General features: G+C 52.1%; 19 protein-coding genes. 7 read left to right on the top strand and 12 right to left on the bottom strand.

All coding sequences use genetic code 11. The features are described from left to right. The first annotated feature begins 124 nt into the window (after positions 1 to 124). Positions 125 to 2,257, top strand: a complete 2,133-nt coding sequence (pnp, locus tag CJA_RS02165; RefSeq protein WP_012486121.1) for a polyribonucleotide nucleotidyltransferase — start codon at positions 125 to 127, stop codon at positions 2,255 to 2,257. A 99-nt stretch (positions 2,258 to 2,356) separates the two neighbouring features. On the opposite strand, the gene CJA_RS02170 is transcribed toward pnp, so the two are convergent. The 4 genes from CJA_RS02170 to CJA_RS02185 form a co-directional block, all read right to left on the bottom strand. Continuing rightward, positions 2,357 to 3,862 carry a DUF4832 domain-containing protein gene (locus tag CJA_RS02170; protein WP_148208783.1) on the bottom strand — a complete coding sequence of 502 codons (1,506 nt, stop codon included), beginning with the start codon at positions 3,860 to 3,862 and terminating at the stop codon, positions 2,357 to 2,359. Positions 3,863 to 4,014: 152 nt separating this feature from the next. Next, positions 4,015 to 5,310 carry an MFS transporter gene (locus tag CJA_RS02175; protein ID WP_012486123.1) on the bottom strand — a complete coding sequence of 432 codons (1,296 nt, stop codon included), beginning with the start codon at positions 5,308 to 5,310 and terminating at the stop codon, positions 4,015 to 4,017. Between the two features lie 301 nt (positions 5,311 to 5,611). After that, on the bottom strand, positions 5,612 to 6,145 hold the full coding sequence (ppa, locus tag CJA_RS02180; protein WP_012486124.1) for an inorganic diphosphatase: 534 nt from the start codon (positions 6,143 to 6,145) through the stop codon (positions 5,612 to 5,614). Between the two features lie 92 nt (positions 6,146 to 6,237). Continuing rightward, positions 6,238 to 7,062, bottom strand: coding sequence for an FHA domain-containing protein (locus tag CJA_RS02185; RefSeq protein ID WP_012486125.1), 825 nt, complete (start codon positions 7,060 to 7,062; stop codon positions 6,238 to 6,240). A 207-nt stretch (positions 7,063 to 7,269) separates the two neighbouring features. Between CJA_RS02185 and CJA_RS02190 the strand changes: the two genes are divergently transcribed. Both CJA_RS02190 and CJA_RS02195 read left to right on the top strand, forming a co-directional pair. Continuing rightward, a complete protein-coding gene (locus tag CJA_RS02190; protein ID WP_049765386.1) occupies positions 7,270 to 7,611 on the top strand; it encodes an Rdx family protein in 342 nt (113 codons plus the stop codon). 142 nt (positions 7,612 to 7,753) lie between these two features. Further along, positions 7,754 to 10,348 carry an efflux RND transporter permease subunit gene (locus CJA_RS02195; protein WP_012486127.1) on the top strand — a complete coding sequence of 865 codons (2,595 nt, stop codon included), beginning with the start codon at positions 7,754 to 7,756 and terminating at the stop codon, positions 10,346 to 10,348. 54 nt (positions 10,349 to 10,402) lie between these two features. Here CJA_RS02195 and CJA_RS02200 read toward each other — a convergent pair whose 3' ends face one another. The 7 genes from CJA_RS02200 to leuS all read right to left on the bottom strand — a co-directional run bounded on the left by CJA_RS02200 (position 10,403) and on the right by leuS (position 19,657). After that, the gene (locus tag CJA_RS02200) at positions 10,403 to 11,554 is read right to left on the bottom strand and encodes an IS4-like element ISCja2 family transposase (RefSeq protein WP_012485938.1); all 1,152 of its coding nucleotides are present in this window, start codon (positions 11,552 to 11,554) and stop codon (positions 10,403 to 10,405) included. A gap of 133 nt (positions 11,555 to 11,687) precedes the next feature. Continuing rightward, complete coding sequence (locus CJA_RS02205) at positions 11,688 to 13,082, bottom strand: hypothetical protein (RefSeq protein WP_041550934.1); 1,395 nt, start codon at positions 13,080 to 13,082, stop codon at positions 11,688 to 11,690. A 324-nt stretch (positions 13,083 to 13,406) separates the two neighbouring features. Continuing rightward, positions 13,407 to 14,408 (bottom strand): bifunctional acetylxylan esterase/glucomannan deacetylase AxeC2, encoded by a 1,002-nt coding sequence (gene axe2C / locus CJA_RS02210; RefSeq protein WP_238526810.1) that lies wholly within the window; start codon positions 14,406 to 14,408, stop codon positions 13,407 to 13,409. A 145-nt stretch (positions 14,409 to 14,553) separates the two neighbouring features. Beyond that, positions 14,554 to 15,291 carry a GDSL-type esterase/lipase family protein gene (locus CJA_RS02215; protein WP_148208784.1) on the bottom strand — a complete coding sequence of 246 codons (738 nt, stop codon included), beginning with the start codon at positions 15,289 to 15,291 and terminating at the stop codon, positions 14,554 to 14,556. Positions 15,292 to 15,426: 135 nt separating this feature from the next. Then, positions 15,427 to 16,476, bottom strand: a complete 1,050-nt coding sequence (gene holA / locus CJA_RS02220; RefSeq protein ID WP_012486132.1) for a DNA polymerase III subunit delta — start codon at positions 16,474 to 16,476, stop codon at positions 15,427 to 15,429. Positions 16,477 to 16,481: 5 nt separating this feature from the next. After that, positions 16,482 to 17,006, bottom strand: coding sequence for an LPS-assembly lipoprotein LptE (locus CJA_RS02225; RefSeq protein WP_148208785.1), 525 nt, complete (start codon positions 17,004 to 17,006; stop codon positions 16,482 to 16,484). Positions 17,007 to 17,062: 56 nt separating this feature from the next. Then, the gene (leuS, locus tag CJA_RS02230; protein WP_012486134.1) at positions 17,063 to 19,657 is read right to left on the bottom strand and encodes a leucine--tRNA ligase; all 2,595 of its coding nucleotides are present in this window, start codon (positions 19,655 to 19,657) and stop codon (positions 17,063 to 17,065) included. Between the two features lie 153 nt (positions 19,658 to 19,810). On the opposite strand from leuS, the gene CJA_RS02235 reads away from it, so the two are divergent. Together CJA_RS02235 and CJA_RS02240 are read left to right on the top strand one after the other, a co-directional pair. Beyond that, positions 19,811 to 20,146 (top strand): zinc ribbon-containing protein, encoded by a 336-nt coding sequence (locus CJA_RS02235; protein WP_012486135.1) that lies wholly within the window; start codon positions 19,811 to 19,813, stop codon positions 20,144 to 20,146. Positions 20,147 to 20,322: 176 nt separating this feature from the next. Beyond that, complete coding sequence (locus CJA_RS02240) at positions 20,323 to 21,255, top strand: alpha/beta hydrolase (protein ID WP_012486136.1); 933 nt, start codon at positions 20,323 to 20,325, stop codon at positions 21,253 to 21,255. Between the two features lie 93 nt (positions 21,256 to 21,348). On the opposite strand, the gene CJA_RS18520 is transcribed toward CJA_RS02240, so the two are convergent. After that, the gene (locus CJA_RS18520; RefSeq protein WP_012486137.1) at positions 21,349 to 23,496 is read right to left on the bottom strand and encodes a S8 family serine peptidase; all 2,148 of its coding nucleotides are present in this window, start codon (positions 23,494 to 23,496) and stop codon (positions 21,349 to 21,351) included. A gap of 491 nt (positions 23,497 to 23,987) precedes the next feature. Here CJA_RS18520 and rplU point away from each other — a divergent pair, with 491 nt between their 5' ends. Both rplU and rpmA read left to right on the top strand, forming a co-directional pair. Then, positions 23,988 to 24,305 (top strand): 50S ribosomal protein L21, encoded by a 318-nt coding sequence (gene rplU, locus CJA_RS02250; RefSeq protein ID WP_012486138.1) that lies wholly within the window; start codon positions 23,988 to 23,990, stop codon positions 24,303 to 24,305. A gap of 14 nt (positions 24,306 to 24,319) precedes the next feature. Next, the gene (rpmA, locus tag CJA_RS02255; RefSeq protein ID WP_012486139.1) at positions 24,320 to 24,577 is read left to right on the top strand and encodes a 50S ribosomal protein L27; all 258 of its coding nucleotides are present in this window, start codon (positions 24,320 to 24,322) and stop codon (positions 24,575 to 24,577) included. Positions 24,578 to 24,673: the final 96 nt, after the last annotated feature.

The raw sequence follows: 24,673 nt of genomic DNA on the forward strand, positions 1-24,673 counted from the left end.
GCAGGATGCACTGTTTACCGCGTAAATGATGATGAATTGAAGCAGTAAATAAGATTGAAAGGCGCGTTCACACACCAATCGCTACGAACGCAAAGTTAATGTTGAAAATGTAAAGGATAAAAGAGTGAATCCGATTATCAAAAAGTTTCAGTACGGCAATCAAACCGTAACCCTTGAAACCGGCCGTATTGCCCGTCAGGCAACCGGTGCGGTGTTGGTCAGCATAGGCGAGGTCGCTGTACTTTGTACCGTTGTTGGCGCTAAAGAAGCGTCTCCCGGCCAGGACTTCTTCCCCCTGTCTGTGCACTACCAGGAAAAAGCCTATGCCGCTGGTCGTATTCCCGGTGGTTATTTCAAGCGCGAAGGCCGCCCCTCCGAAAAAGAAACCCTGACCTCGCGTCTGATTGACCGTCCTATCCGTCCGTTATTCCCCGAAGGTTTCCTTAACGAAGTCCAGGTGATTTGTACGGTTGTCTCCACTGACAAGAAACAGGATCCCGATATCGCCGCAATGATTGGTACCTCGGCTGCCCTGGCGGTATCCGGTATTCCATTTAATGGCCCGATTGGCGCTGCTCGCGTGGGCTACACCCAGGGTGAAGGTTACATCCTCAACCCTAGCTACAAGCAACTGGAAACGTCTGAATTGGACATGGTGGTTGCCGGTACCAAAGATGCGGTATTGATGGTGGAGTCCGAAGCGAAAGAATTGCCGGAAGATATCATGTTGGGCGCGGTGCTTTATGGCCACCAGGAGATGCAGGCGGTTATCCAGGCCTGTGCTGAGTTGGCTCGCGATGCAGGTAAGGCGCGTTGGGACTGGCAGCCAGTTCCCGAAAACACCGAGCTCAAAACAGCGATCAAGGCCGCATTCGGTGTCGCGATTGGCGATGCCTATCGCATTACTGACAAAGCCGAGCGCTATAACCGTCTGGGTGAATTACGCAGCGAAGCGGTTGCTCAATTTGCGACGGAAGAATCCGGTATCAGCGCAGATGCGGTAAAAAGCCTGTTCGGTACCCTCGAATACAATATCGTTCGCTCGCGTATCGTTGCTAATGAACCGCGTATTGATGGCCGTGACAACAAAACTGTGCGCCCTATTACGGTGGACGTGGGTGTATTGCCCAAGGCTCATGGTTCTGCACTGTTTACCCGTGGTGAAACCCAGGCTCTGGTAGTGGCGACACTGGGCAACGCACGTGATGTGCAGATTATTGACCAGTTGGAAGGTGAGAAAAAAGAAGCCTTCCTGTTGCACTATAACTTCCCACCTTACTCTGTGGGTGAGTGTGGTCGCATGGGATCTACCGGTCGCCGTGAAATCGGCCACGGCCGTTTGGCCAAGCGCGGTGTCCAGGCGGTACTGCCAAAAGCGGAAAGTTTCCCTTACACCCTGCGTGTTGTCAGTGAGATTACCGAATCCAACGGTTCCAGCTCCATGGCGTCCGTGTGTGGTTCTTCCCTGGCGTTGATGGATGCCGGTGTACCACTGAAGGCACCGGTTGCCGGTATCGCTATGGGCCTGGTGAAAGAAGACAACGGCTTTGCTGTACTCACCGACATCCTCGGTGATGAAGATCACCTGGGTGATATGGACTTTAAAGTGGCCGGTACCACCAGTGGTGTGACGGCGCTGCAAATGGATATCAAGATTGAAGGTATCACCGAAGAGATTATGGAAATTGCATTGGAGCAAGCCCTGGCTGCCCGTCTGCATATCCTGGGCGAGATGAATAAAGTCCTGTCCCAATCTCGCACCGCCGTCAGCGAGAATGCACCGCGCTTTGAAACTATCAAGATCCATCCGGATAAGATCCGCGACATTATTGGTAAGGGTGGTGCAACTATTCGCTCCATTACCGAAGAGACCAACTCCTCTATCGATATCGATGATGATGGCACGGTGAAGGTTTATGCCGATGACAACGAAGCGCTGCAAGCAGCCTTGAATCGTATCGGTGCTATCGTCGCTGAAGCGGAAATCGGTGCGATTTATGAAGGTACTGTGGTTCGTATCGTAGACTTTGGTGCGTTTGTAAACTTCCTGCCAGGTAAAGATGGTTTGGTTCACATCTCCCAGATCGCTGACGAGCGTGTTAACAACGTGAGTGATTACCTGAAAGAAGGCCAGGTTGTGAAAGTGAAATGCCTGGATGTCGATCAGCGTGGTCGGATCAAGCTGTCTATTAAGGAAGCCTTGGCAGAAGAAGCCGGCACTGCTCCGGCGGCCGAGCCAGTGGCAGACGCTGAATAATCGTGTGTTTATCTGCTCCATAAAAAAAACGCCCGCATTTGCGGGCGTTTTTTTTATGGTTGGTCTTTTATGCCACACCGGCCTTGTATCGATAACGGCCTAGAGATTTGCATTGAATTGGATAACCTGCCCTGTCACCAGCCGGTCGCTGTCAATCTTTATCTGGATGTCGAGTGGATTGTGCGTGCCCGGATGAATTTCCATATCCAGTGAGTTTGAAGGTAATAACCCTTTCAGGCTTTGTGTCGCACGTTGGTTATTCACACTGGGGTAGGCGTCGTAATAAAGGGGAGCAATACCTTCATTGCGAATGCGCAGGCGCACCCTGTTGCCATTACTTTCCAACAGGGTGAGGCGAAATGCATAGCCTGTTGCCATGGCGGCTTGCCTGATTCGCGCTTTGCTCTGATAAGCATATTGGTCGTTACCAATCATATAAGTGACGTTGTACTGGTGAGCAAAGTCTTCAAAGGTTTTGCCATAGGGACCATTTGTACTCAGGACATTGCGCTGGTCGTAAGTTGAGTAGTAACTGAACTCACCGCCAGCCGGATTGGTGTGATAACGGTTAGCCCCAAAGAATAACCAGGATGCCCGGTTGTATTCGCTATCATTTTCCGAGTGTTCCTTGTGCATGAAGGAGTCATCAAATAAACCAAAACGCAAATTTTTCAGGGCTGGCGTCGCCTGGAAAGGACTGTAATCAGAACTTGTGGCATCAATTGAGATCGACCAGGGAGTCTGCGAAAACACTTCTGCCATGTGGTTTAAAAAATTGGCCTGGAAGCTTTTGTCTGGAAAGTTTTTACCGAGTTCGGGTTGGCCGTCATACAGGTGATATTCTGCATAAGAACCAAAACCTACCTGGACAAAGGCGAGCCGCGGGTCATTGTCATAACGTGCGGCAAAGCGGGTGAAGAAGTCTAGGATAAATTCACGCAACCCGGTGGATGACCAATCGGGGATAAAGGTATTTTGGCCTTCGACTTTACTGATGTGGTAGGGAAGTCCATCGGGAATTGATGATTGGGTAATACCGGGATAGGTATCGCGAAAGCGGAAAATCATCTGGTGGCCGCGCGCTGCTGCCTGTGCCAGTTTTTGGTCGACAGCTGCCCAGCTATAAGTGCCGATGCGGGTAACCACATCGCGGTACAGCATATAGGAGAATTCGAGTTGTACATCCTGCCCCAGTGCACTAAGTGCGCTGGTGTTATCACTCCAAAAGACAATGCCGGTCATGGGTTGAACGCGATTGATCTGGCTTTGCAGGCTGACAGGTTCAAATTCTTTTTCACTGACGCTGCTACTGGATTCTGCACGGCTGCTGATGTGCGATGAGCTGGTGCTGGATAGCATGGCAGATGATGTACTCTGCACGCTGCTCAGTGATGAAATGGACTGAGTCGATACCGGTTGGCTGGACAAAGAGCTGGACACAACCGACAGGACACTACTGGAGCTATAGCTGATGCTACTGGATGACGCATCGGCAATGGATGAATTGGCGGTGTTGTTAGTGGATGATGAGCCCCCTCCGCAACCCCAGAGTACCGTTGAGAAAACGAGCAAGTGTAACCATTGAGCACATCGGGAAAAAACCATGCGTCTGCCTTGTTGAGCCATGTAAAAGGCGCATATTGTTAATGGCGGCCTATTTTTCTGCAATGCGTTAATACCGGCTCACTGCATCGCAAGGTTACTAACCCGGATGACCCGGTTAGTAACCTTGCGCACATGCTATAGTACAGGCGGAATCAATCGTGCTTGTGTGGGAAGGGAGCAAACCAGCAAATTAAAAAAGAAGGAATGGTGGCCAGCATCACGAAGACAAAATATCCCACGTAACCCATAGCAACCTGCAGGTGTCCGCTAACCATCCCGGTTAACATCATGCACAATCCCATCAATGCAGTACCAAAGGCATAGTGTGTGGTGGCATATTTGCCGGGAGCCAACTGCTGCATGAGGTAGATCATGAAACCCACTGAGCCTATACCAAAAAAGAATTGCTCAATAACAACGCCGAGGCTGATTAACACATGGCTGTCAGGCTGGTAGAAGGCCATTAACAGGAAAGTGATATTGGGAATATTGACGCAACAGCAGAGGGGGAACAGCGCTTTTTGCAGTCCTTTTTTCGCCACATAAGCGCCACCAATCAGGGAACCGACGAGCAGGGCAATCAAACCGAATGTGCCATAAATCAAGCCAAACTCCTGGTTGGTAAGCGATAGGCCACCGTTTTCCAGCGAGTCCTTCATAAACAGCATACTGGGTGCATTCAAAAATCCGAAGCTGATGCGGAACAGCAGTGCGAAGCCGATCATTAACCAGATTCCCTGCTTTTGGAAAAAAGTGACAAATGCATCAACCAGAGTGGAAATGGCTTCACCGGGGGTGCGTGGTGTGTTTTCCGCGCGTGCGCCATCGGGCATTACCCGCCAATGCCAAAGTGCCATCACGAGCATAATGATGCCCATCATGAGGAATACCAGTTGCCAGGAGTTAATCCATTCAGGACCAGAAGCATGAGGATCGTTACCGAAATAGTGCTCATGCAGGAAACCGCTGAGCATGACCATGACGCTCATCATCGCCAGCTTGCCGAGGTTCCAGCTCAGGCTTTGCCAGCCGCAGAACAGGGCTTGGGATTTGGCATCCAATGAGGTGACATAAACACCATCGGTGGTGATGTCCTGTGAGGAGCCGATGAACGATAACACCCAAAAGAACGCCAGCATCAAGGGAATATAATTGGGCAGGTTCATGACCAGTGATACACCGATAAAACCAACACCGAGCAGTATTTGGCTCAGAAGTACAAAAAACTTTTTGGTTTTGTACATTTCCAGAAAGGCGGCAAAAAACGGCTTGATGGTATAGGCCAATCCAAGTGCGCTGGCATAGGCAGCCGCTTCACCGTTATCCATACCCAGGTTGCTGAACATAATGACGGCAGCAGCGGTCAGCATGTTATAGGTCAATGCCATGGTGAAATAGCCGGAGGGTACCCAGAGGAGCGGGTGTCTGGTTGCAGGGGCAGAGTGCATGTGTAATACCTGTTATCGAGTAGAGTTGCCGGGCAATGCAGATCGCTGGCCTGTGTCACCCGGGGCCGGACAGATTTTGTTATTGTGTGCAGTCGACCGCTGAGCAGATGCTGGCAGCTGTGCACGCTCTCTGGTTGCTTTTATGGTGATCGGCTTGATCCCTGCCGAATGTCAGGTGTATGCCCACTTCTATGGTTATGGCTCGGGGCGTCCTGTTATGGGCCGGCTAATCCCATCCACTGTTGCGGTGGATGGGATTGATCTCTCTCACAAGATCAGGCCCGGTATTACGGCTGTTATGTTATTTGTTGCTGGCCTTATAGGTTTCGACCGCTTTGAGGATTTCTGCACGCGCTTCTTCAACATCTCCCCAGCCCGCGACCTTTACCCACTTGCCTTTCTCCAGATCCTTGTAGTGCTCGAAGAAGTGTTCGATTTGCTTGACTGTCACTTCAGGCAGGTCAGAGAGGCTTTGTACCTTGCTGTAGAGGGTGGTCAGCTTGTCGTGAGGAACGGCAACGATCTTGGCATCTTCACCCGCTTCATCGGTCATTTTCAGTACGCCCAGGGGACGGCAGCGAATTACAGAACCTGCTTGTACGGGCTGCGGGAATACCACCAACACGTCGGCGGCATCGCCATCACCACACAGGGTTTGCGGGATATAACCGTAGTTGCAGGGGTAGTACATCGGGGTACTGATCAGACGATCAACAAACAGGGCATCGGCATCTTTGTCGATTTCGTATTTGATACTGCTGTTGGCGGGAATTTCGATAACAACGTAGAAGTCATCGGGCAGGCTTTTGCCAGCGGGGATTTTTTCAAAGCTCATGATGTTGTCCTGAATCAGAGGGTTATCAATATAGGTCTCGCGGGTAGGTTCCTGGGAATTGGCTACCGTGAATCATCGAGATGGCGCGGATTCTACCACAGCAGAATTGCCACAATCGCTATGGCGGCAAGCACGGCGGCTGCCAGTGCCAACCAGGTACCACGTCGGCTGTTATTGTAGGTTGGTTCTATACGGTTGCCGGGAGATGTCGGGCGGGTTTTCCAGCGCTTGGGTTGGCTGCTGGGCTGCTTGCGCTCGATAGGCTTGGCGAGTTCATCAATGGGTTTGCGCAAGCGGGTTTTATTGCTATCGGTATCGGGGGCAATAATTCGGAAACTGTAGACATCAAGGCGTAAGCGATCACCGTTATTGGCAGTGGCATTACTGATCTGCACATCGTTCAGAAAGGTGCCATTGGCAGAGCCGAGGTCGCGGATGCGCAGGTGGTTGCCCTCGACGCAGATCTCCGCGTGGCGGCGCGATAGGTGGGTGCCGGGAATAACAATATCGCATTGGTTGCCGCGCCCCATAACCAGGCTCTTGTCGGGAGGTACCTGGAATTGTTTGCCGGCCAGCCAACTGCTATCGGAGACCAGGCGCCAGGGAGCCTGGTTGTGCCCTTTATCTGGCAGGCTGCGCGGGTCCAGTACGATAATCTCGACACTGCCAAAACGCAGTATATCGCCCGGAATTATCTCCTTTTGGGTAATACGCTGGCCATTGACGAAACAACCGCTATGGCTGTTGTTGTCCTTGAGGAAAAACTTGTTATCTTCGCGGATCACCTTGGCGTGAACCGGATCTATATCCTCGTCTTTGATGACCAGTTGATTGTCGGGAGCTGAGCCAATGGAATAGAGCTTTTCCACTACCCAGAGCGGAGGCAGGCGGTGATCTTTAAAGTGAAGCTTTAGCATCTCGCTGTCCGTATTCTGGTGAACATCTGCAGGCTTTCGCTTGCAATCGGCTCCGCACCCTGGTGATCATGTGCTCCTTGAGGCAAATTGGCGCCTGTCGTCGCTATTTGGCAGCCGAATGGCGCATTTTTGTTGATTTTTGCGCCATATGCTGAGCTGCTGCACATTGACCGGATTTTAGTAACTCAGCCTATAAAGAGCAATCACATGTCAGATAAGAATGCCTCCAGTCCTGTAACCCCTGAAATTCCCCTGGCCCGTAACAGGGTCGTTATTCACTATTGCAATCTGTGCCGCTGGATGTTGCGTTCAGCCTGGTTGGCGCAGGAGCTGCTGACGACCTTTGATGGGGAGCTGGACGAAGTAAGCTTGCATCCGGGCACCGGTGGTGTATTCCATGTTTGGCTCAATGACCAATTGGTCTGGGACCGGGTGCGGGACGGGGGATTTCCCGAAGCCAAGGAACTCAAGCAGCGAGTGAGGGATCTACTCTGTCCGGAGCGATCGCTGGGGCACAGTGATGGGCATAAGAAGGCAGATACGGACTAGTCCTGTTTGACCTTTGTCACCAGCATGGCTGTGTTCCTGGTGAGGGTTCAGGTTTTACTGTTTTCATACAAGGTCGCTGGCATAATGGCGCCTCCTTTCTATCGTGACCTCCCAGTCTTCACTGCACTGAACGGGATATTACATGCATTTATTGTCTTCCTTGTACCGCGCGTTGATTATTGAGCGTCCCCGTCTGGCCCTCGGTATCCTGATACTCCTCACCTTGATTGCCGCCTATGGTATGCGTTACATGAAGCTCGATGCTTCGGCGGATTCATTGACGCTGGAGAACGATACCTCGATCGATTACTTCCGCGAGATCAGTCAGCGTTACCAGCACGGTGATTTCCTGGTGCTGACATACAGTCCCAAGGCTGAAATGTTTTCCGACGAGTCGATCGAAACACTCAAGGCTCTGACCAGTGAACTGGCTGCGGTAGAGGGAGTGGCCGGGGTAAATTCGATTATTAGTGTGCCCCTGTTGTACAGCCCTATGCGCTCACTGGCGGAGCAAAAAGAATCCACGCGTACATTGCTGACTCCCGGGGTGGAGCGGGAAATGGTTCGACAGGAGTTCTTGCACAGTCCCATTTATCGCAAGATGTTGTTGAGCCCGGACAGTAAGACCTCGGCGATCCAACTCAATCTCAAGGTTAACAATAAATACATTGAACTTGCGCGCCAGCGCGATGCGCTGCGCTATAAGCGCCATCATGAGGGGTTAACCGCAGAGGAAGAGCGTGAGCTGGAGCAGGTTGCTGCCGAGTTCCTGGCTTATCGCACCCAGGTAGCTGCTCGCGATGCAGAGCGGGTACAGGAGGTGCGTGACATAGTCGCCAAATACCAGGGCAAGGCGCAAATATTCCTCGGCGGCGTCACTATGATCACCAGCGATATGATCAGCTATATCAAAAGTGATTTGGTGGTCTTTGGGGCCGCATTGTTATTGCTGATGATTGTCATGTTGGGCGTGTTATTCCGCCAGTGGCGCTTTGTAATACTGCCTATGGGCGCCTGTATTGCATCGGTCATTCTGATGCTGGGGTGGCTGAGCTGGATCGATTGGCGGATGACGGTTATTTCGTCCAACTTTGTTGCTCTGTTATTGATTATTGTATTCGCGTTCAATATTTATCTGGTTGTCCGTTATCGCGAGGTGCATGCGCAACATCCCGATCGTCCCCAGTCCGAATTAGTCCTGATGGCGATGAGATTCATGGCGGTGCCCTGTGTCTATTCGGCATTAACAACCATGGTCGCATTTGTGTCACTGGTGATGAGCGGTATACGTCCGGTTATCGATTTTGGCTGGATGATGACAATTGGCCTGGTGGTGGGTTTTAGTGTGACTTTTATCGTCCTGCCGGCGGGACTGATGCTCTTGCCCAAGGGCGAGCCCAAGGATCGTGGCGATAAGTCTGCTGCAACCACACTGAAGTTTTCTCGCCTGGCAGAATTTCATGGCAGCAAAATATTGTTGGTGAGCTTAATCGCCCTGATCATCAGCATCTGGGGAATCAGCAAGTTGCAAGTTGAAAATCGCTTTGTTGATTACTTCAAGGATACCAGCGAAATTTATAAAGGTTTGACGGTGATTGACCAGCAGCTGGGTGGAACCGTATCGCTGGATATTATTCTCGATGCTGACCCGGCTATTTTGGCGGATATGCGCGATGAACCCTCAGCGGATACTGCGCCGGTCAGTGCAGAAACAGACGCTTTCTTTGGTGATGATGACCCTTTTGCCAGTGCATCATCCAGTGATGATGGCAATGAGGAAGATCCCTTTTCCGGCGATGATCCTTTTGCTGGTGCAGCGGAAGAGGCATTTGGCGATGGCCATCAGGCGGCAGAGTCAAGTTATTGGTTTAGTATTGCGGGACTGGATCAGATCAAAAAGGTACAGGAGTACCTGGAAACCCTGCCAGAGGTCGGCAAGGTCCAATCGTTGGCGGTGACTTATCAGTTGGCCCAGGATATTAATAAGGGGCGCCTGAATGATTTCGAGCTGAATGTCATGCGCAATATGCTGTCAGCCGATATCAAACACCTCATGCTTGACCCCTATTTAAATGACGGAAAACAACAGGCGCGGATTACCCTGCGTGTCGTGGAAACAACGCCAAACCTCAAACGGGTTGAATTGGTGGAGCGTATCCGCCAGGCGCTGGTAAATGACCTCGGCTTTACGCGTGAGCAGGTTAGCTTTACCGGGATGCTCGTGCTCTATAACAACATGCTGCAGAGTTTGTTTAAATCCCAGATTGCGACGATTGGCGTGGTCTTTGCCGCGATTATGCTGATGATTATGGTTTTGTTCCGCTCCTTCAGTATTGCGCTCATTTCCATACTGCCGAATCTCCTGGCAGCCACAACGGTATTGGGGGCTATGGGACTGGTTGGGATTCCGTTGGATATGATGACGACAACCATTGCTGCGATTGTGGTAGGTGTTGGTGTTGATCAGGCCATTCAATACTTCTATCGCTTCCGCGATGAGTATGCAATCGATAAGGACTATGTTGCCGCCATGCATAGGTCGCACGCCTCTATTGGCCGCGCCATGTATTACACCTCGGTCATTATTGTTATCGGCTTCTCTATTTTGATGTTGTCTCAGTTTATTCCTTCTATCTATTTTGGAGCGCTGACCGCATTTGCCATGCTGATGGCCGTGCTGGGTACATTGACGTTGTTACCCAAATTGATTTTGATGCTGAAGCCTTTTGGAAAGTAAATCGATAGTGAATAAAAAGGGCGCATCAGCGCCACTGCTGTCCCATAGTTCTACTCATAAGGCGAGCCTCATTTGAGGCTCGCTTTTTTTATGATTCGGCGGGTCCGGTATCAGGATGCTTTTTAGACTCCTACGCTCAAACAAATTTAACTGAATTACCCTCATGATCCGTTGAACTGTCCATCCCGCTTTAGTGCTGTGACGCGAAAATGCCAACAATAGATACGTAATCATGGCAATCCAAATTTGTGTTAACACCGCATTTCTTGAAGTGCCCACAAACGCTTTGATCTTCAGGTTTTGTTTGATCGCTTTGAAGAACAACTCCACCTGCCAGCGATCCTTATAAATCGCTGCAATTGTGGCCGCCGCCAGCTGAAAGTTGTTGGTGAGAAACTCATAGAATTTGCCGGTTGTTGCGTCACGATAGCCAATTCGACGCAACTTCGGTGCGCCGCGTTTGATCGCATGAGCGCTGGATAATTGAATGACCTGATCACTGATAATACCTTTGCTGCTGTCGGCATAGCGACGTTCTTCCACGCGATAGACGGCTTTGGCGCGCAAGCGGGTTACAAAGAAAACTCCTTTATCTGTCAATAACTTAAACCAGCGGTAATCCACGTAGCCTTTATCAAACGCAACGATGCTGCCTTTGGGAAAATCAAATTTTCGTCCCTCAATCATGTCGTTTTCCTGGCCATCACTGAGTGCGACAAACTCCGGCACTTGGGTGCCATGATTCAGGCCAACACTTAATTTTACATTTGCTGTGTCATCTCGATGCGCCGCCCAGGGAAATACCGACAGCGATAAATCAATCGCGCTGGCATCAAGGGAGTACAGCGGATTTTTAAACTGGAATTTGTGTTTGCCCTGCATGGATTTACAGCGGTGAAGCAGACGAGCAAATACGTGTTTGTAGAGTTCGGCGGGCTGTACTTCGTTGATTCGTGCCAACGTTGAACGGGCTATTGGCTTGGCACCGAGATGATAAAGTTTATGCTGCTGTGCTTCGAGATTGGATTGAATATCACGCAAGCTTTGGCGGCCAGAGAGCTGCGACATGGCCATGCCGACAAATTGATCCCAGCGGGTGGCCGAGCGCAATTTTTGGCCGACATGATGCTTTTTAGCTTCCGCTTCAAATTCATGTCTCGATAAAGGTTTGAGTAGTTGATGAAATGCGGTGTTAGAATGTGACAAAGCCTGTTTTCCTTTGTTTTACCAATGTTTGGTCGCACTTACATTGTATCAACTTGGAAAACAGGCTTTTCTTTTATCTACAAACTATGGGACAGCAGTGGCATCAGCGCCCTTTTTATTGTTGTCCTGCTGATCAGGGCAATTCAACCAAGCGAATATTATCCAGGTAATAAGCGTCGGCGTCGGTGCCCGCGGAGCGGGATATGCCTACGGAAAGTTGTATATCACCGGAAAGTGAAGCGCCTTTGGTTGCATCAACCGGCAGGGTAAAGGTTGTCCATGCATCAACATTACCCTGGGTGGCAACATGTGAGTGATACAGTGCATTGTCGGTTTGTACGGCGCCAGTGACTGTCGCACCTGCCATCAGCGTTAAATCCTTATAGCCGTTATTCGCCTCGCTAAGGCCCAGCGTGTTATGGGGGAAATAGGCATCAACTTTCACTTCGTAATTGGCCAGGGTTTTGTCACCGGGCAATGAGACATTAACGACCGGAGATGAATTCCAGTTGCCGACAGTAACGCGCAGTACTTTGGTGGATGAACCATTAGCAGGTAAGCCGGAGCCTGCGGTTATGGAGGCAATGGTGACTACGGTTGGGGTTGCATCAGTTGCAGCCCAGCCTGTCGCACCGTAAACCGTACCCGCGTCATCATTTTCAAAGTCAACAGTTAGTACCGCAGATACACTGGAGGCGACACTGGAACTGGCTTCGCTGGAAGCAACCGAACTGGAACTCGCACTGCCGCCATCAGCAAAGTTGACTTCTATGCTTTTTACCAGGAAAGGATCAAGGATGGTCAGGCTGGATGGTGGGGTAGTGAGTTGAATACCGAAATGGGTGATGCCTTGAGCATTAGCCGGCGTTTCGGGGTTGATTTCCCACACGATAGTGTTGTCGCCCGCCACCAGGTCGGTAACCGGGTTCCAGCTATAGACGGCACCGGTACCTTGCAGGACAAGTTGCAAAATCAGGGAGCCGTCAGTCGTGTAAGACGCCGGGACATTGATGACCGCAGTGACTGTTGCGCCATTGAAATCGTAAGTATCACCCAGTTCAGTTCGTGCCTGGCGCTTCCAGTTATCGGTATCTGACCAGGCAAGGGGTGTAATTTTCAAGGCGGGTGTTAGCGAGTCGTGCTCCAGCAATAAATTGGTGCCGCCGCCATTAACAAACCACCCCTCAATTCCCGCTGCAAAACCCAGGCTGAGATCGGCAGATGGCTGGCTGTTTTCAGAAGAGGAAACGCTGCTGGCAACCGAACTGCTTTCAGAGGATTCTTCGCTGGATGACGATGATGACTCCACACTTGAGGAACTTGGTTCCTGCTCAGAACTGGAAACACTGGATACGACAGAGCTGACAGTGCTGGAAGATGACGCTTCCGAGGAGACCGACGAACTGACACTGCTGCTGGATACCACGGAAGATGATGAACTACTGGAGCGCTTGCTGTCGCCATCACTGCCGCCGCAGGCACTCAACACTACCGATACTGCCAAAATAAAGGAAAGGTTTTTTAACATGTTATTAGCTCCTGTGAGAAGAGAAATCACCTGTTGTCATAAGCCAGGGTGAGAAGGTTGTAATTGTTATTGCTTCTTGCCCATCACCGGTGTGGCGATGGTAAAACTGTCTAAGCGGGTGAGTTTTCTTTAACGCATTGAAATTATTGGTTTTATTACATGCTATTGGTGCCCAAGTATCCTTGTGTACCAGTGCATCAATAAACATAGCACACAAATATTCTGTTGGACTATAAGCTTGTTGGATTTTTTTTGCGCCACGGGGATGGGGTGATAGGACCAAAGGGGGAGAGTCAGCCGGGTAACGACCCGGCTGATCGGGGTTTACCAGTCCATAATCTGGCGCAGTTGGGGAGTCAGCTCCCGGGCCATGGCGGCATGCTGGTCTTTGGTGGGGTGTGCATCGCTGTTATCGCCGGGGTGATGGCTTGAGCTTGCGTAAAAGACCCGGTTGCTGTGCAGTTGCTGCCGGGTTTCCCCTATATAGCTCACCAGGGCTGCCTTCTTGTCGCCGTTCAGGATAGCGCCTTCCGTCAGTACGATTGTCGCTTGCGGATGATTGTCCAGCAGGGTGCGAACAAAGCGGGTATAGGTGTTGATATAGGTTGCGCGATCCGGAATACCGGGGCTGAAATCGTTAGTGCCAATAGCACTGATAATCAGGTCGGGTTGATAGCGATGGTGATCCCATTGCGGAGCTTGACCAGTGTCACCCAGGGTGAACTGATAAAAATCCGGCAGGTTGGCATCATCGGTTTTGCCGTTCCAGCTGCGAATCAGTCCCCGCCCTCCCCAGCACACCAGCTGCACCTGGGCATCCAGGGCCTTGGCGGTGAGCATGCCGTAGGACTCGCGCGCATTCCACCAACGGGTGTTTTTGTCTTCACCGGCGACCCTGTCAATGGCCTCACCGCAGGTGACGGAATCGCCCAGGACAAGGATTTTTCGCTGTGGTAATACCGGCGCTGGCAAAAACTGTGTTCCGGTCAGCGTGAGTTGTTTAAGCGTAACCTGGCCATGCCAGTTTTCCGAGCGGTGGATAATCTCCACCCTGTGTTCACCACTGTTGGGGAAATGAAAGAGCTCAACAGTTTGCTGCTGTGCATCCAGTTTGATGCTTGTGGGTGGGTGGTTATCGATAATCACATCAATCCAGGAATTGCCGTTGCTGCTTTGCATCTCCGCGGTCAGGCGCGAGCCTGCGACAATTGTGGAAAGGCTAACGCCGGGATAACCAAAGGTGAGACTGGCATCGTCATTGATATGCGTGCGCCCCATAACCTGGATATGGGGATCGCTAGCGGCAATAGTGTGTGTGGATGACATAAGTGATTGCGTATTGTTGCAGGCAGACAGGAAATAAGATCCCGTCAATAACAGTATTGGAAAGAGCAATTTCATAAGGCATTACCCGACTGAATAGAAAGAAAGCGAAAGGGACAGCGGTTGTCTGTCCCCGCACAGCTGGGTGCTATTGCAGCAGCTTATGAATATCCGGAGTCATAGCCTCGGCCCAAATCTTATAGCCTGCAGGCGTCGGGTGGAGGAAGTCGGCCATGACCTCGGCAGCAATGGAGCCATCTTTTTGCAGGAACACGTGGCCATAATCCTTGAAGAAAATGGTTTTGTTATTGCCCAGTTTGCTAATAATGCTGTTCAATCGCTTTGCCTTGGCGCGATTAGGGGAGTCGGCTTTCTCATCGAACGGAAACACGGCATTTAATAAAATCCTGCTGTTTGGCCAGGCCAGTTGTAGTTGCTGTACCACACGGGTAATACCATCGGCCGCCTGCTCGGGGCTTTCCTGCAAATGTCCGAGGTTATTAACGCCAATCAGAACCACAATGAGTTTGGGGTGTAGTTGGCCAATGGTGCCGTGTTGCAGTCGCCACAACACATTGCCTGTGTGATCGGCGCCAATCGCAAAATTAGCAGCTTTTAACGGCGCGAAATGGGTCTGCCAGAGTTGCCAGTCCCAACCGGCGGTAATGGAGTCACCGATAAACAGCAAGTCGACCTGGTCGTGTTCGGCGATCAGGACATCTTCGGCGTGCATACGCTCCCAGGTGGCAACTGACATCCAGGGAAACTCCTGGGTGCGTTTGCTGGGGATGGTGCCGGGGAGGTTTTCACTGGCATTGCTGCCAAGTGCAGTAAATCCAAGTGAAAGTGCCAGTATAAAGGCGGAGAGCAAAGGTGCTGATAACATAGGAAAATGCCTGCTGAGCCAATATTATTTGTTGCCCCGGTGTTGCGCGATATATTCGCGCAAACATCATGGGGGCTGCCTGTTATTCAGCGGTTGTGTTTTGTGTGTCTACATTCCTTGCAGTATCAGTATTTATCAAATTTTCAAGCTTAGTCGTTCGTTGGCCGGATGCAAACTTTGCACACCGGCGATATTCAATACCAAATCCAGTAACTCATCCCAGGGCTCGGCGTTGCGCATGCCTTTAATGGCCTTATCGATGCCATTGGCTTTGCGCAACAACTGCTGTAACTGTGCGGGCTTCAATCGGTTGAGCGCGGCTTTTATCAGCGGTTGGCGCTTATCCCAGACACCAGCCTGCTTGGCTGCCCAATCAAAATGTTTTCCCTGTCCGACCGCTTGCGATACCTGGATCAGGATACGTATATCGCGCGTTATCGCCCAGAGGATAGTGATGGGTTCCGTGCCTTCTGTTTTCAGGCCGTGTAGCGTTTTTACCGCAGCGCGTGCATCGCCATGTAACGCCTTGTCCGTGAGGCCAAACACATCGTAGCGGGCGCTGTCTGCAACGGCTGATGCCATCAGCTCATAGTTGATGCGCCCCTGGTTGGCGAGCAACTTGAGTTTTTCAATTTCCTGTACGGCTGCCAGCAAATTGCCTTCGATCCGGGAGGCCAGTAGCTCAATCGCATCCGGGTCGGCTTGCAATCCGGCTTGCTGCAACCGCTGACCAATCCAGCGCGGCAAATTGCCTGCGGTAATCGGCCAAACCTGGATATGCTGTCCAGCATCTTCCAGGGCTTTAAACCATTTGCTTTTTTGCGCGGCACCGTCAAGTTTTTCGGTAACGATCAACAGTAAATTATCAGGAGCGGGAGATTGGGCATATTCCTGGAGGATTTTTCCTCCCTTGTCTCCCGGTTTGCCGCTGGGCATACGCAATTCAATAATCTTTTTTTCCGCAAAAAGTGACAAGCTGTTAGCGGCGCTTAATAACTGCCCCCACTCGAAATTGCTATCGGCATGATAGAGCTCGCGCTCGCCAAATCCCTGTTTGCGCGCAGCTGCGCGAATGCTATCGCAAGCCTCCTGGATTAACAGGGGCTCATCGCCAGATACCAGGTAAATCGGGGCCAGCTGTTTGGTCAGTGCGGCAGCGAGTTGTTCCGGGCGCAGCTTGGGCATGATGGTCAATTGGCCTTGGAGGCCGTTTTTTCCTGATAGGCAAGCACTTTGAGGCGGCGCAGGATTTGCTGGGCCAGGTCGCGATACATCTCGCGCAAAATCAACGCTTCTTCCTGTTCACTGTAGTTGGCCTGGTTAACCTCAAAGTTATAGGTTCGCGATATGCTGCCGCGTGTATTGGGGTTGGTGAGAATTTTGGCGGGACTGCGGATTTGGTAATCCACGGACAAAATCAGTTCATAGGCATTCACCAGGGCATCACTGCCAACGCCGGCAGCGCGCTTATCGGTTTTCACGTCTTTTAAATTCAGTGAATAGGCGCTGCTGTCACTTTTCACTTCGGTGAGGTTATAGGTGGGTAATTGTTGGCGTATAGCGTTCATCAGCGGACCATGGTTGTCCGTGCTGGTAATCACCAGCTTAAGTGGCTGGTTATACGCACTGGAGTTATCGGTTGTCTCTGAGCCGCGCAAATGCCAGCCACATGCACTCAGGGTGAACAGAAACAGGCAGGTGATAATTTTCTTCATAGCAACAACCATACAAAGGCGGACATCTGCCCGCCGTTTTATGTGTGTGCAGCCAATTAATTGGCCACAATATTGACTAGCTTGTTAGGTACAACAATCACTTTGCGCACAGTTACTCCTTCGAGGAATTTCTGCACATTTTCCTGTTGTACGGCTATCTGCTCCAACAACTCTTTAGGTGCGTCCACGGCGGCATCGATTTTACCGCGCAGTTTGCCGTTTACCTGTACCACCACTTCGATGGTGGAGCGCACCAGTGCACTTTCATCGAGTGTCGGCCAGGGCTGGTTAAGCGGAATACCGCTATTGCCCAGCTCAATCCACAGTGCCTGGGTGATGTGCGGCACAATGGGGGCGAGCAACAGTATGGCTGCTTCCAGTGCTTCGCGCTCTACCGCCAAACCTTGCGGGTTGGCGCGATCGGAGAGCTTGCTGGTTTCGTTGAGCAATTCCATGACGGCAGCAATCGCCGTGTTAAAGGTTTGGCGGCGACCGTAATCGTCACTGACTTTCTGGATAGTCTCGTGGGTTTTGCGGCGCAAATCTTTTTGCTGTTGTGGCAGGCTTGCTGCATCCAGCTTGCCCGGTGTGCCCGCGTTGATATGCCCTTCCACCGCCTTCCATAACCGACGCAGGAAACGACTCGCCCCTTCTACACCGGAATCACTCCACTCCAGGCTTTGCTCCGGCGGTGCGGCGAACATGGTGAACAGGCGCACGGTATCGGCGCCGTATTGGTTGATCACACTTTCCGGGTCAACACCGTTGGCTTTGGATTTGGACATTTTAATTACGCCGCCAAATTCCACCGCATCACCCGTGATTTTATGCTTGGCTGCAATGAAGCGCCCTTTGTCATCGCGCTCGATAACCACGTTTTCCGGTTCGATCCAGTTCTCTTTGCCTTCACTTTTAATGAAGAAGGATTCGGCATTTACCATGCCCTGGCAGAGCAGTCGCTCGAAAGGCTCGTCGCCACTGACCAGGCCTTCGTCGCGCATGAGTTTGTGGAAGAAGCGTGAGTAGAGCAGGTGCAAAATGGCGTGCTCGATGCCGCCCACGTATTGGTCAACGGGCAGCCAGTAATCGGCGGCGGCTTTGTTGATCATGCCATCGGTAAAATTCGGGCAGGTGTAGCGCGCGTAATACCAACTGGATTCCATAAAGGTATCGAAGGTATCCGTTTCACGCTCGACGTATTGACCATCCAGCTCATCTTTTTTCCATTCCGGGTCAGCTTTGATCGGCGACTGAACACCGTTCATCACCACCTCTTCCGGCAACAGGATCGGCAGCTTGTGCGCCGGCACTGGAATTTCACCACCCTCGGGTAAATTGAACATGGGAATAGGTGCACCCCAGTAGCGCTGACGTGACACCCCCCAATCGCGCAAACGGTAATTGGTTTTTACCCGGCCTTTGTTGGCCATTTCCAGGGTTGATGCAATGGCATCGAAGGCAGCGTTAAAATCGAGGCCATCGTATTCGCCGGAATTGACCAGCACACCCTTGTCGGTGAAAGCGGCTTGGCTTAAATCAATCGTTTCGCCGTTCTGTGGTGCAATAACCTGGGTAATCCCCAGATGGTATTTTTGCGCAAATTCGTAATCGCGCTGGTCGTGTGCCGGTACGGCCATCACCGCACCTGAACCGTAATCCATCAACACATAGTTGGCGACCCAGACCGCAACCGGTTCACCGGTGATGGGGTGCAAGGCTTTGATGCCGGTATCCATGCCTTTCTTTTCCATGGTCGCCATATCGGCTTCGGCGACCGATTGCACTTTGCAGTCGGCAATGAATTGTGCAAGCGCCGGGTTGCTGTCAGCCAGATACTTGGCAATCGGGTGCTCAGCGGCGAGGCTCACATAGGTCACGCCCATTAAAGTATCGGGGCGGGTGGTGTAGATGTCGAAGCTGGTGAACTCACCCACCGGCGATTGCAAATCGAAACGCATTTCCAGGCCGCGGCTTTTGCCGATCCAGTTGCGCTGCATGGTTTTGACTTGTTCTGGCCAGTTAGGCAGCTTGTCCAGATCGTTCAACAATTCTTCAGCGTAATCAGTGATCTTGATAAACCACTGGGGAATCTCCTTGCGCTCTACCAACGCACCGGAGCGCCAGCCGCGGCCATCGATCACCTGTTCATTGGCTAATACGGTTTGGTCGATGGGGTCCCAGTTCACGGTGGACATTTTTTTGTACACCAGACCCTTCTCATACAAGCGAGTAAAAAACCACTGCTCCCACTGGTAATACTCGGGTTTGCAGGTGGTGAGCTCGCGCGACCAGTCAAAGCCAAAGCCCAACTGCTTGAGCTGGTTGCGCATATGGTCGGTGTTGGAGTAGGTCCATTTGGCGGGGGCGGTGTTGTGCTTGAGGGCGGCGTTTTCCGCCGGCAGGCCGAAGGCATCCCAACCCATGGGGTGCAGTACGTTTTTGCCCTGCATGCGCTGGTAGCGGGCGATCACATCGGTAATGGTGTAGTTGCGCACATGGCCCATGTGCAGCTTGCCGCTGGGGTAGGGGAACATCGCCAGGCAGTAGAACTTTTCCTTGCCGGGGTCTTCTATAACGTTAAAGCTCTGGTGTTCTTCCCAGTACTGCTGGGCCTGGGCCTCGACTTCGGCGGGGTTGTACTGTTCTTGCATGGGGCGCTCTTGCATGGACGTGGACGGCCTATAATGAAGATGGAGTTCGGACAAAGGCGGTGATTATAGAGGCTGTACTGCCCACTGGGTACCACTATCTCGAGCGGCTCCCGATGCTGCTCACCCAACGGCCATAGGCCGAGGAGGTTTACCATGAAGCGCGACAATCCCTATCACTCAACTCCCATGGACTATCCCTTTAGCGCGGAGGAAACCGGTGCGCTGGCGGGGGTCCAGCAGGCCCTGGAACATGAGGTTGATGAGTTGGTCCGGCTGGAGTTGGCGGCTGAGCAGATGCTGGTGGAAGAGGTGGATCTGGCCAAAGCCTATCTTGAAGATGATTCCCAACATGTTTGGGCGGATTTGCGCGAAGGCTTGCAGCGTTGGGAGGTTGTCGCTGGCGAATGGCTGCTCAGTGCTGCCGACCCCAGCCGAGTCAATTGGCAACTCAACCACTGGTGGGGCGATGACGAGGTACATTTGCATTAACGTCGCGCCATAACACCCGGATGCGCTAACCTGCATACCGGCAGTGTTATGTCCGCGCCCTTATAACTATATTGTCCCGACAAGGGCCAAGGTGATGGCTTTTTGTATCCGGGATCTGGGGGGTAGCGCCCATCGGTCAATCCTGTTGTTATAACCTCTGACAATGAGATCATCCTATGCCTGCGAATTATCGCCAGCCGTGGTGCTGGCTTTGCCTGTTGTTTTCCCTGAGTGTGGTTCCCGATGCTATGAGCGCCCCCGATTCCCAATCCCGTCCGCAAGGTGCCATTTACCTGTGGGCAGAAAAGCCGCTGGTGGCACCCGACCGCGAACATGTCAAAGACCAGCGGGTCTACGCCGTTGATAATCCGAGTATGACGCCCTATTGGCCTGAGCCGGACAAGGCGAATGGCACCGCTGTGGTGATCTTTCCCGGTGGCGGCTATGTGCGCTTGGCGCTTAATAACGAGGGACATGGTGTCGCCAAGTGGTTTGCTGAGCGCGGTGTGGCGGCCTTTGTGGTTAAGTACCGGATGGTGGAATACGGTTTCCCGGCGCCGTTGCTGGATGGTTTACGCGCTGTTCGTTTGGTGCGCCAGAATGCATCTGACTGGGGTATTGCATTGGATAAGGTGGGTGTGATCGGCTTTTCAGCCGGTGGGCATCTGGCGGCCAGTGTCACTACACGCCATGACTTTACCGTTGACGATGGCGATCCCCTGGCCGCTATCAGCGCCCGCCCGGATTTCTCAATCCTGGGGTATCCCGTGATTACCCTCGAAGGAGCGGATGCCCACGCCGGTTCACGCAAGGCGCTGCTGGGGGAAAACCCTGATCCGGCACTGGTACATGAGAACTCCCTGCAACACCAGGTTACGGCAGAGGTACCCCCGGTATTCATGTTGCACGGTGCGGGAGACCAGTCTGTGCCGGTTACCAACAGCCTGGCATTTTTTACCGAGGTGCAGAAATTTAATAAACGTTCTGAACTGCATGTCTACCAGTCCAATATCCACGGTGTCGGGATGATTCAAGGGCAGGGAACAATTTCCAGTTGGCCGACGGCACTGGAGTTGTGGTTGAAACAGAATAATTTTCTCTACCCATAAAAGGTGCTGTGTAGGGATTGGCAACAATGGCGGTGACTACCAGTGATGCTGTAGGGCATTTATGGCCCCACAGCATAGTATTGAAGGGGAAGGTTACAGATTACTTGGTATATCACTCTCCCACAGGGGTTGATGCTGATTGCGGCGAAATGCCGTGATATGCCCACATCGCGCAAAATGGTTGTTGCTGATGTAAGGTGCACCTGGCTGGCTGATATTGCCCTCCCAGCCGGGGCCGCCGCTGATAAAGGATTTCAGTTCAAACCAGCCATCCAGGGTGCGCGAGCAATCCATTTCCACGTCCAGCATCCAATAATGGTCCCCCCATAGATTCAGCGGTGTTTCCCCATAGCCATCGATTTCTACTGTGCGCTTATTTCCCCAGCTTTGCGGCCAGAGATTGGTCGTCCAGTCCAGTGGTGAGCCCTGGGCGTTAGCGGATTGGTCATTTTCAGGGCCATACCAGTCCAGAAAGCTATCACCGGCTTTCCAGGGTACTGTTGTGCTGTTGCGCAGGTTCAGGTGGCGAATGGGGATAGCGCAGAGTTTGTTTTCCGGTGTGCACTGGATTCCCAAGGATTGGGCATGGTTGTGATCTATGCCACCGCGAACAAACAAATCCTGTCCCGATTGGGTGATCCCCTCAATAAAGACAATGGTTCGCTTCCAGGGGGTGGGTGGGGTGCCGTTGTCGAGTGGTTGGATTTGATATTGCAGGCTGTTGTCATTAAAGCGAATACGGTAATTGCCAGGGGCGGGGAGGCTGATGTCACTGCCATAGAGATCCGCCAGGCCGTCGCCCTGGTTGTCGCCGTAGTTGATTGACCAGTCGCCATACACATCAAACTTGAAACGGTAATCGCTGTTGGCAGCCTGGGTAATCTCTATTTCCCATAAGTTGTCAGCGACCAATTGCATACTGCTGGTACCCCATTGGTTCACATCGCCACGCAGGTAGACTTGCGGCAGGTTTGCCGCATAACCGCTGGTGTTGGTGTAGAGCAGGCGATTGGGTGAGTTGCTACCTGCGTCACCAATCAGGTTAAGGCTTGCCTGGTTGCGCAGGAATTCCCCAACTTCTGCTGGCGCAGCAGAGGGATGCGACTGCAGGTAGAGCGCTGCCGCCCCTGCGACATGGGGTGATGCCATGGAGGTGCCGCTGAGGATATTGGTGTCATTGGGGCCGCTATTCCAGGCGGCGGTAATACTTTCACCGGGAGCAAAGAGATCCAGGCAGCTCCCCCAGTTGGAAAAGCCTGCACGCATATCTGTCGCAGTGGTGGCGCCAACCGTAATGGCACTGGTTGCACCCGCAGGGGAATAATTGCAGGCATTGTCACTGTTATTGCCCGCCGCAACCACGACCGTGATGCCGGCAGCGACGGCGTTATCCACAGCGATATCTGCACTGTAAAAACTCCAGCCACTCAGGCTCATATTGATAAGCGCAGGACGCTGGTGGTTGGCGATGACCCATTCCAGCGCCGCAATAACGTAACTCCAGGGCGCGCTGTTAGAACAGTCGAATACCCGCACCGACCAGAGGTTAACGGCCTTGGCTACACCATAAAGGTTGCCACCAAGGGTGCCGGCCACATGGGTGCCGTGACCGGTACAATCCTCCAGCGCAGGCAGGTTGCCGGTAAAGCTGGCGCCGCCCCTGACTCTCCCGCCAAATTCGCTATGGTCGGCGCGAATACCCGAGTCGATGACGTAGGCGTGCACACCGGTGCCCGTCGTCTTGTAACTGTATTGGTTATTGAGCGGTAGCCGGCGCTGGTCAATGCGATCCAGTCCCCAGGTAGCGGGTGTCTGTATCAGACTGGGACTGGGTTGTTGATTCAGGTAGACCCGGCGATCCGCTTCAATAAAAGCGACTTGCGGGTTATTGGCCAGTTGCTCCAGAGCGGTATCCAGCGCCTGTGCCGAAGGGCTGCCATTGCTGCGGATTGTGAATCCCGGGAAGGTATGGGTGAATTGCTGCTCTATTGCAAATCCATGGGATTGGACTTGGGCGCTGGCCAGTGTGACCGAGGTTGTTTGTGTTCCCGGCCTAAGTACAACCACAAACTGGCCCGGGATGCGGTCCGGGTGTTCAAGCCCGTAAATCGGTGCCTTGGCCAGGCTATAGTTTCCCATCAGGCTGACCAGTAGCAGCCATAGGATGTGATAGTGGGTGACAGGTGTTAAAACAGGGAAAAGTCTGGCAAGCAGGATGAAAATGCGGTTGGTCAGGTTCATGGTTTGGCCCCCCAAGAGTCAAAAGTCCTTGTTCGAGTCCGGACACCACAAAGCCATGCTCCATGGCGGTCGGACGCTACAAGCGTTGTGCTTAACATCTTGTTTAAGGGCGCTGCTGATAGTGGGGCGGTTGTTACCGCTCTTTTGTTACTATTTGTATCGTTTGTATTATTCGTAAACCTCTGGCTGGTGGATTGCAAGTGAATTTTTTGTGCAGAATTCGTCTTATTAATCGCTTATTTTGCTAATTTTCGTGGATTTTAATGGTTTGATACCATTGGAATCGATTGTGTTACTGTAACTTTCACCTGGATTATTTGGGGCCGAGCCTGTGCGCTGGTCAGGTTTTAATCATCGTCGGCTTGTACTTTGCAGGGCCCTGGCATACAATCGCCGCCCCTGTAAATCGGGTATACGACGCTAGTCACAAACGTCCAGGCATGTCGCCGGGCTACTTCGTGTCGTCCAAGTGTGTATTGGAGCAACGCTAAATGAGCGCATACGCAATTTTTGAAAGCGGTGGCAAACAGCATCGCGTAGTTGTGGGTGAAACCCTCAAACTCGAAAAAATCGAATTCGCCACCGGTGGTACTGTTGAATTCAACAAGGTTTACCTGGTTGCCAATGGCGCCGACATCAAGATCGGTGCTCCTGTTGTGGATGGCGCTACCGTGACTGCGGAAGTGGTTAGCCACGGTCGTGCGGACAAGGTGAAAATCATCAAGTTCCGTCGTCGTAAGCATCACTTGAAGCGTCAAGGTCATCGTCAGTGGTTCACCGAAGTGAAAATCACTGCCATCAACGGTTAATCGAGGAGTAGAACATGGCTCACAAGAAAGGGGTTGGTAGTTCCCGTAACGGTCGCGATTCAGAAGCTAAACGACTGGGGGTTAAAGCCTTCGGCGGCGAGCTGGTTTCCGGCGGCAGCATCATCGTTCGTCAGCGCGGTACCAAGTTCCACGCGGGTGAAAACACAGGTCTGGGTAAAGACCACACTATCTACGCTAAAGTAGATGGTCGCGTTAAGTTTGAAGTGAAAGGCGCTTTCGGCCGTCAATACGTAAGCATTATCCCTGCTTAATATTGTCGCCGGAGTTCCGGGCGGACTGATTCAGTTGCCACACAACAATAAAAGCCCTGTCGTCTTGCGCCAGGGCTTTTGTTTTTCTACGAAATA

It is taken from the genome of Cellvibrio japonicus Ueda107 (genome assembly GCF_000019225.1).
GTDB lineage: Bacteria > Pseudomonadota > Gammaproteobacteria > Pseudomonadales > Cellvibrionaceae > Cellvibrio > Cellvibrio japonicus.

Bases quoted from the DNA above. Each gene is read 5' to 3' on its own strand.
- CJA_RS02175 (WP_012486123.1), bottom strand. From the start codon at position 5,310: ATGCACTCTGCCCCTGCAACCAGACACCCGCTCCTCTGGGTACCCTCC.
- CJA_RS02235 (WP_012486135.1), top strand. From the start codon at position 19,811: ATGAAGCGCGACAATCCCTATCACTCAACTCCCATGGACTATCCCTTT.
- rpmA (WP_012486139.1), top strand. From the start codon at position 24,320: ATGGCTCACAAGAAAGGGGTTGGTAGTTCCCGTAACGGTCGCGATTCA.
- CJA_RS02170 (WP_148208783.1), bottom strand. From the start codon at position 3,862: ATGGTTTTTTCCCGATGTGCTCAATGGTTACACTTGCTCGTTTTCTCA.
- holA (WP_012486132.1), bottom strand. From the start codon at position 16,476: ATGCCCAAGCTGCGCCCGGAACAACTCGCTGCCGCACTGACCAAACAG.
- CJA_RS02195 (WP_012486127.1), top strand. From the start codon at position 7,754: ATGCATTTATTGTCTTCCTTGTACCGCGCGTTGATTATTGAGCGTCCC.
- ppa (WP_012486124.1), bottom strand. From the start codon at position 6,145: ATGAGCTTTGAAAAAATCCCCGCTGGCAAAAGCCTGCCCGATGACTTC.
- leuS (WP_012486134.1), bottom strand. From the start codon at position 19,657: ATGCAAGAACAGTACAACCCCGCCGAAGTCGAGGCCCAGGCCCAGCAG.
- CJA_RS02190 (WP_049765386.1), top strand. From the start codon at position 7,270: ATGTCAGATAAGAATGCCTCCAGTCCTGTAACCCCTGAAATTCCCCTG.
- CJA_RS02185 (WP_012486125.1), bottom strand. From the start codon at position 7,062: ATGCTAAAGCTTCACTTTAAAGATCACCGCCTGCCTCCGCTCTGGGTA.
- rplU (WP_012486138.1), top strand. From the start codon at position 23,988: ATGAGCGCATACGCAATTTTTGAAAGCGGTGGCAAACAGCATCGCGTA.
- axe2C (WP_238526810.1), bottom strand. From the start codon at position 14,408: ATGTCATCCACACACACTATTGCCGCTAGCGATCCCCATATCCAGGTT.
- CJA_RS18520 (WP_012486137.1), bottom strand. From the start codon at position 23,496: ATGAACCTGACCAACCGCATTTTCATCCTGCTTGCCAGACTTTTCCCT.
- CJA_RS02225 (WP_148208785.1), bottom strand. From the start codon at position 17,006: ATGAAGAAAATTATCACCTGCCTGTTTCTGTTCACCCTGAGTGCATGT.
- CJA_RS02215 (WP_148208784.1), bottom strand. From the start codon at position 15,291: ATGTTATCAGCACCTTTGCTCTCCGCCTTTATACTGGCACTTTCACTT.
- CJA_RS02240 (WP_012486136.1), top strand. From the start codon at position 20,323: ATGCCTGCGAATTATCGCCAGCCGTGGTGCTGGCTTTGCCTGTTGTTT.
- CJA_RS02205 (WP_041550934.1), bottom strand. From the start codon at position 13,082: ATGTTAAAAAACCTTTCCTTTATTTTGGCAGTATCGGTAGTGTTGAGT.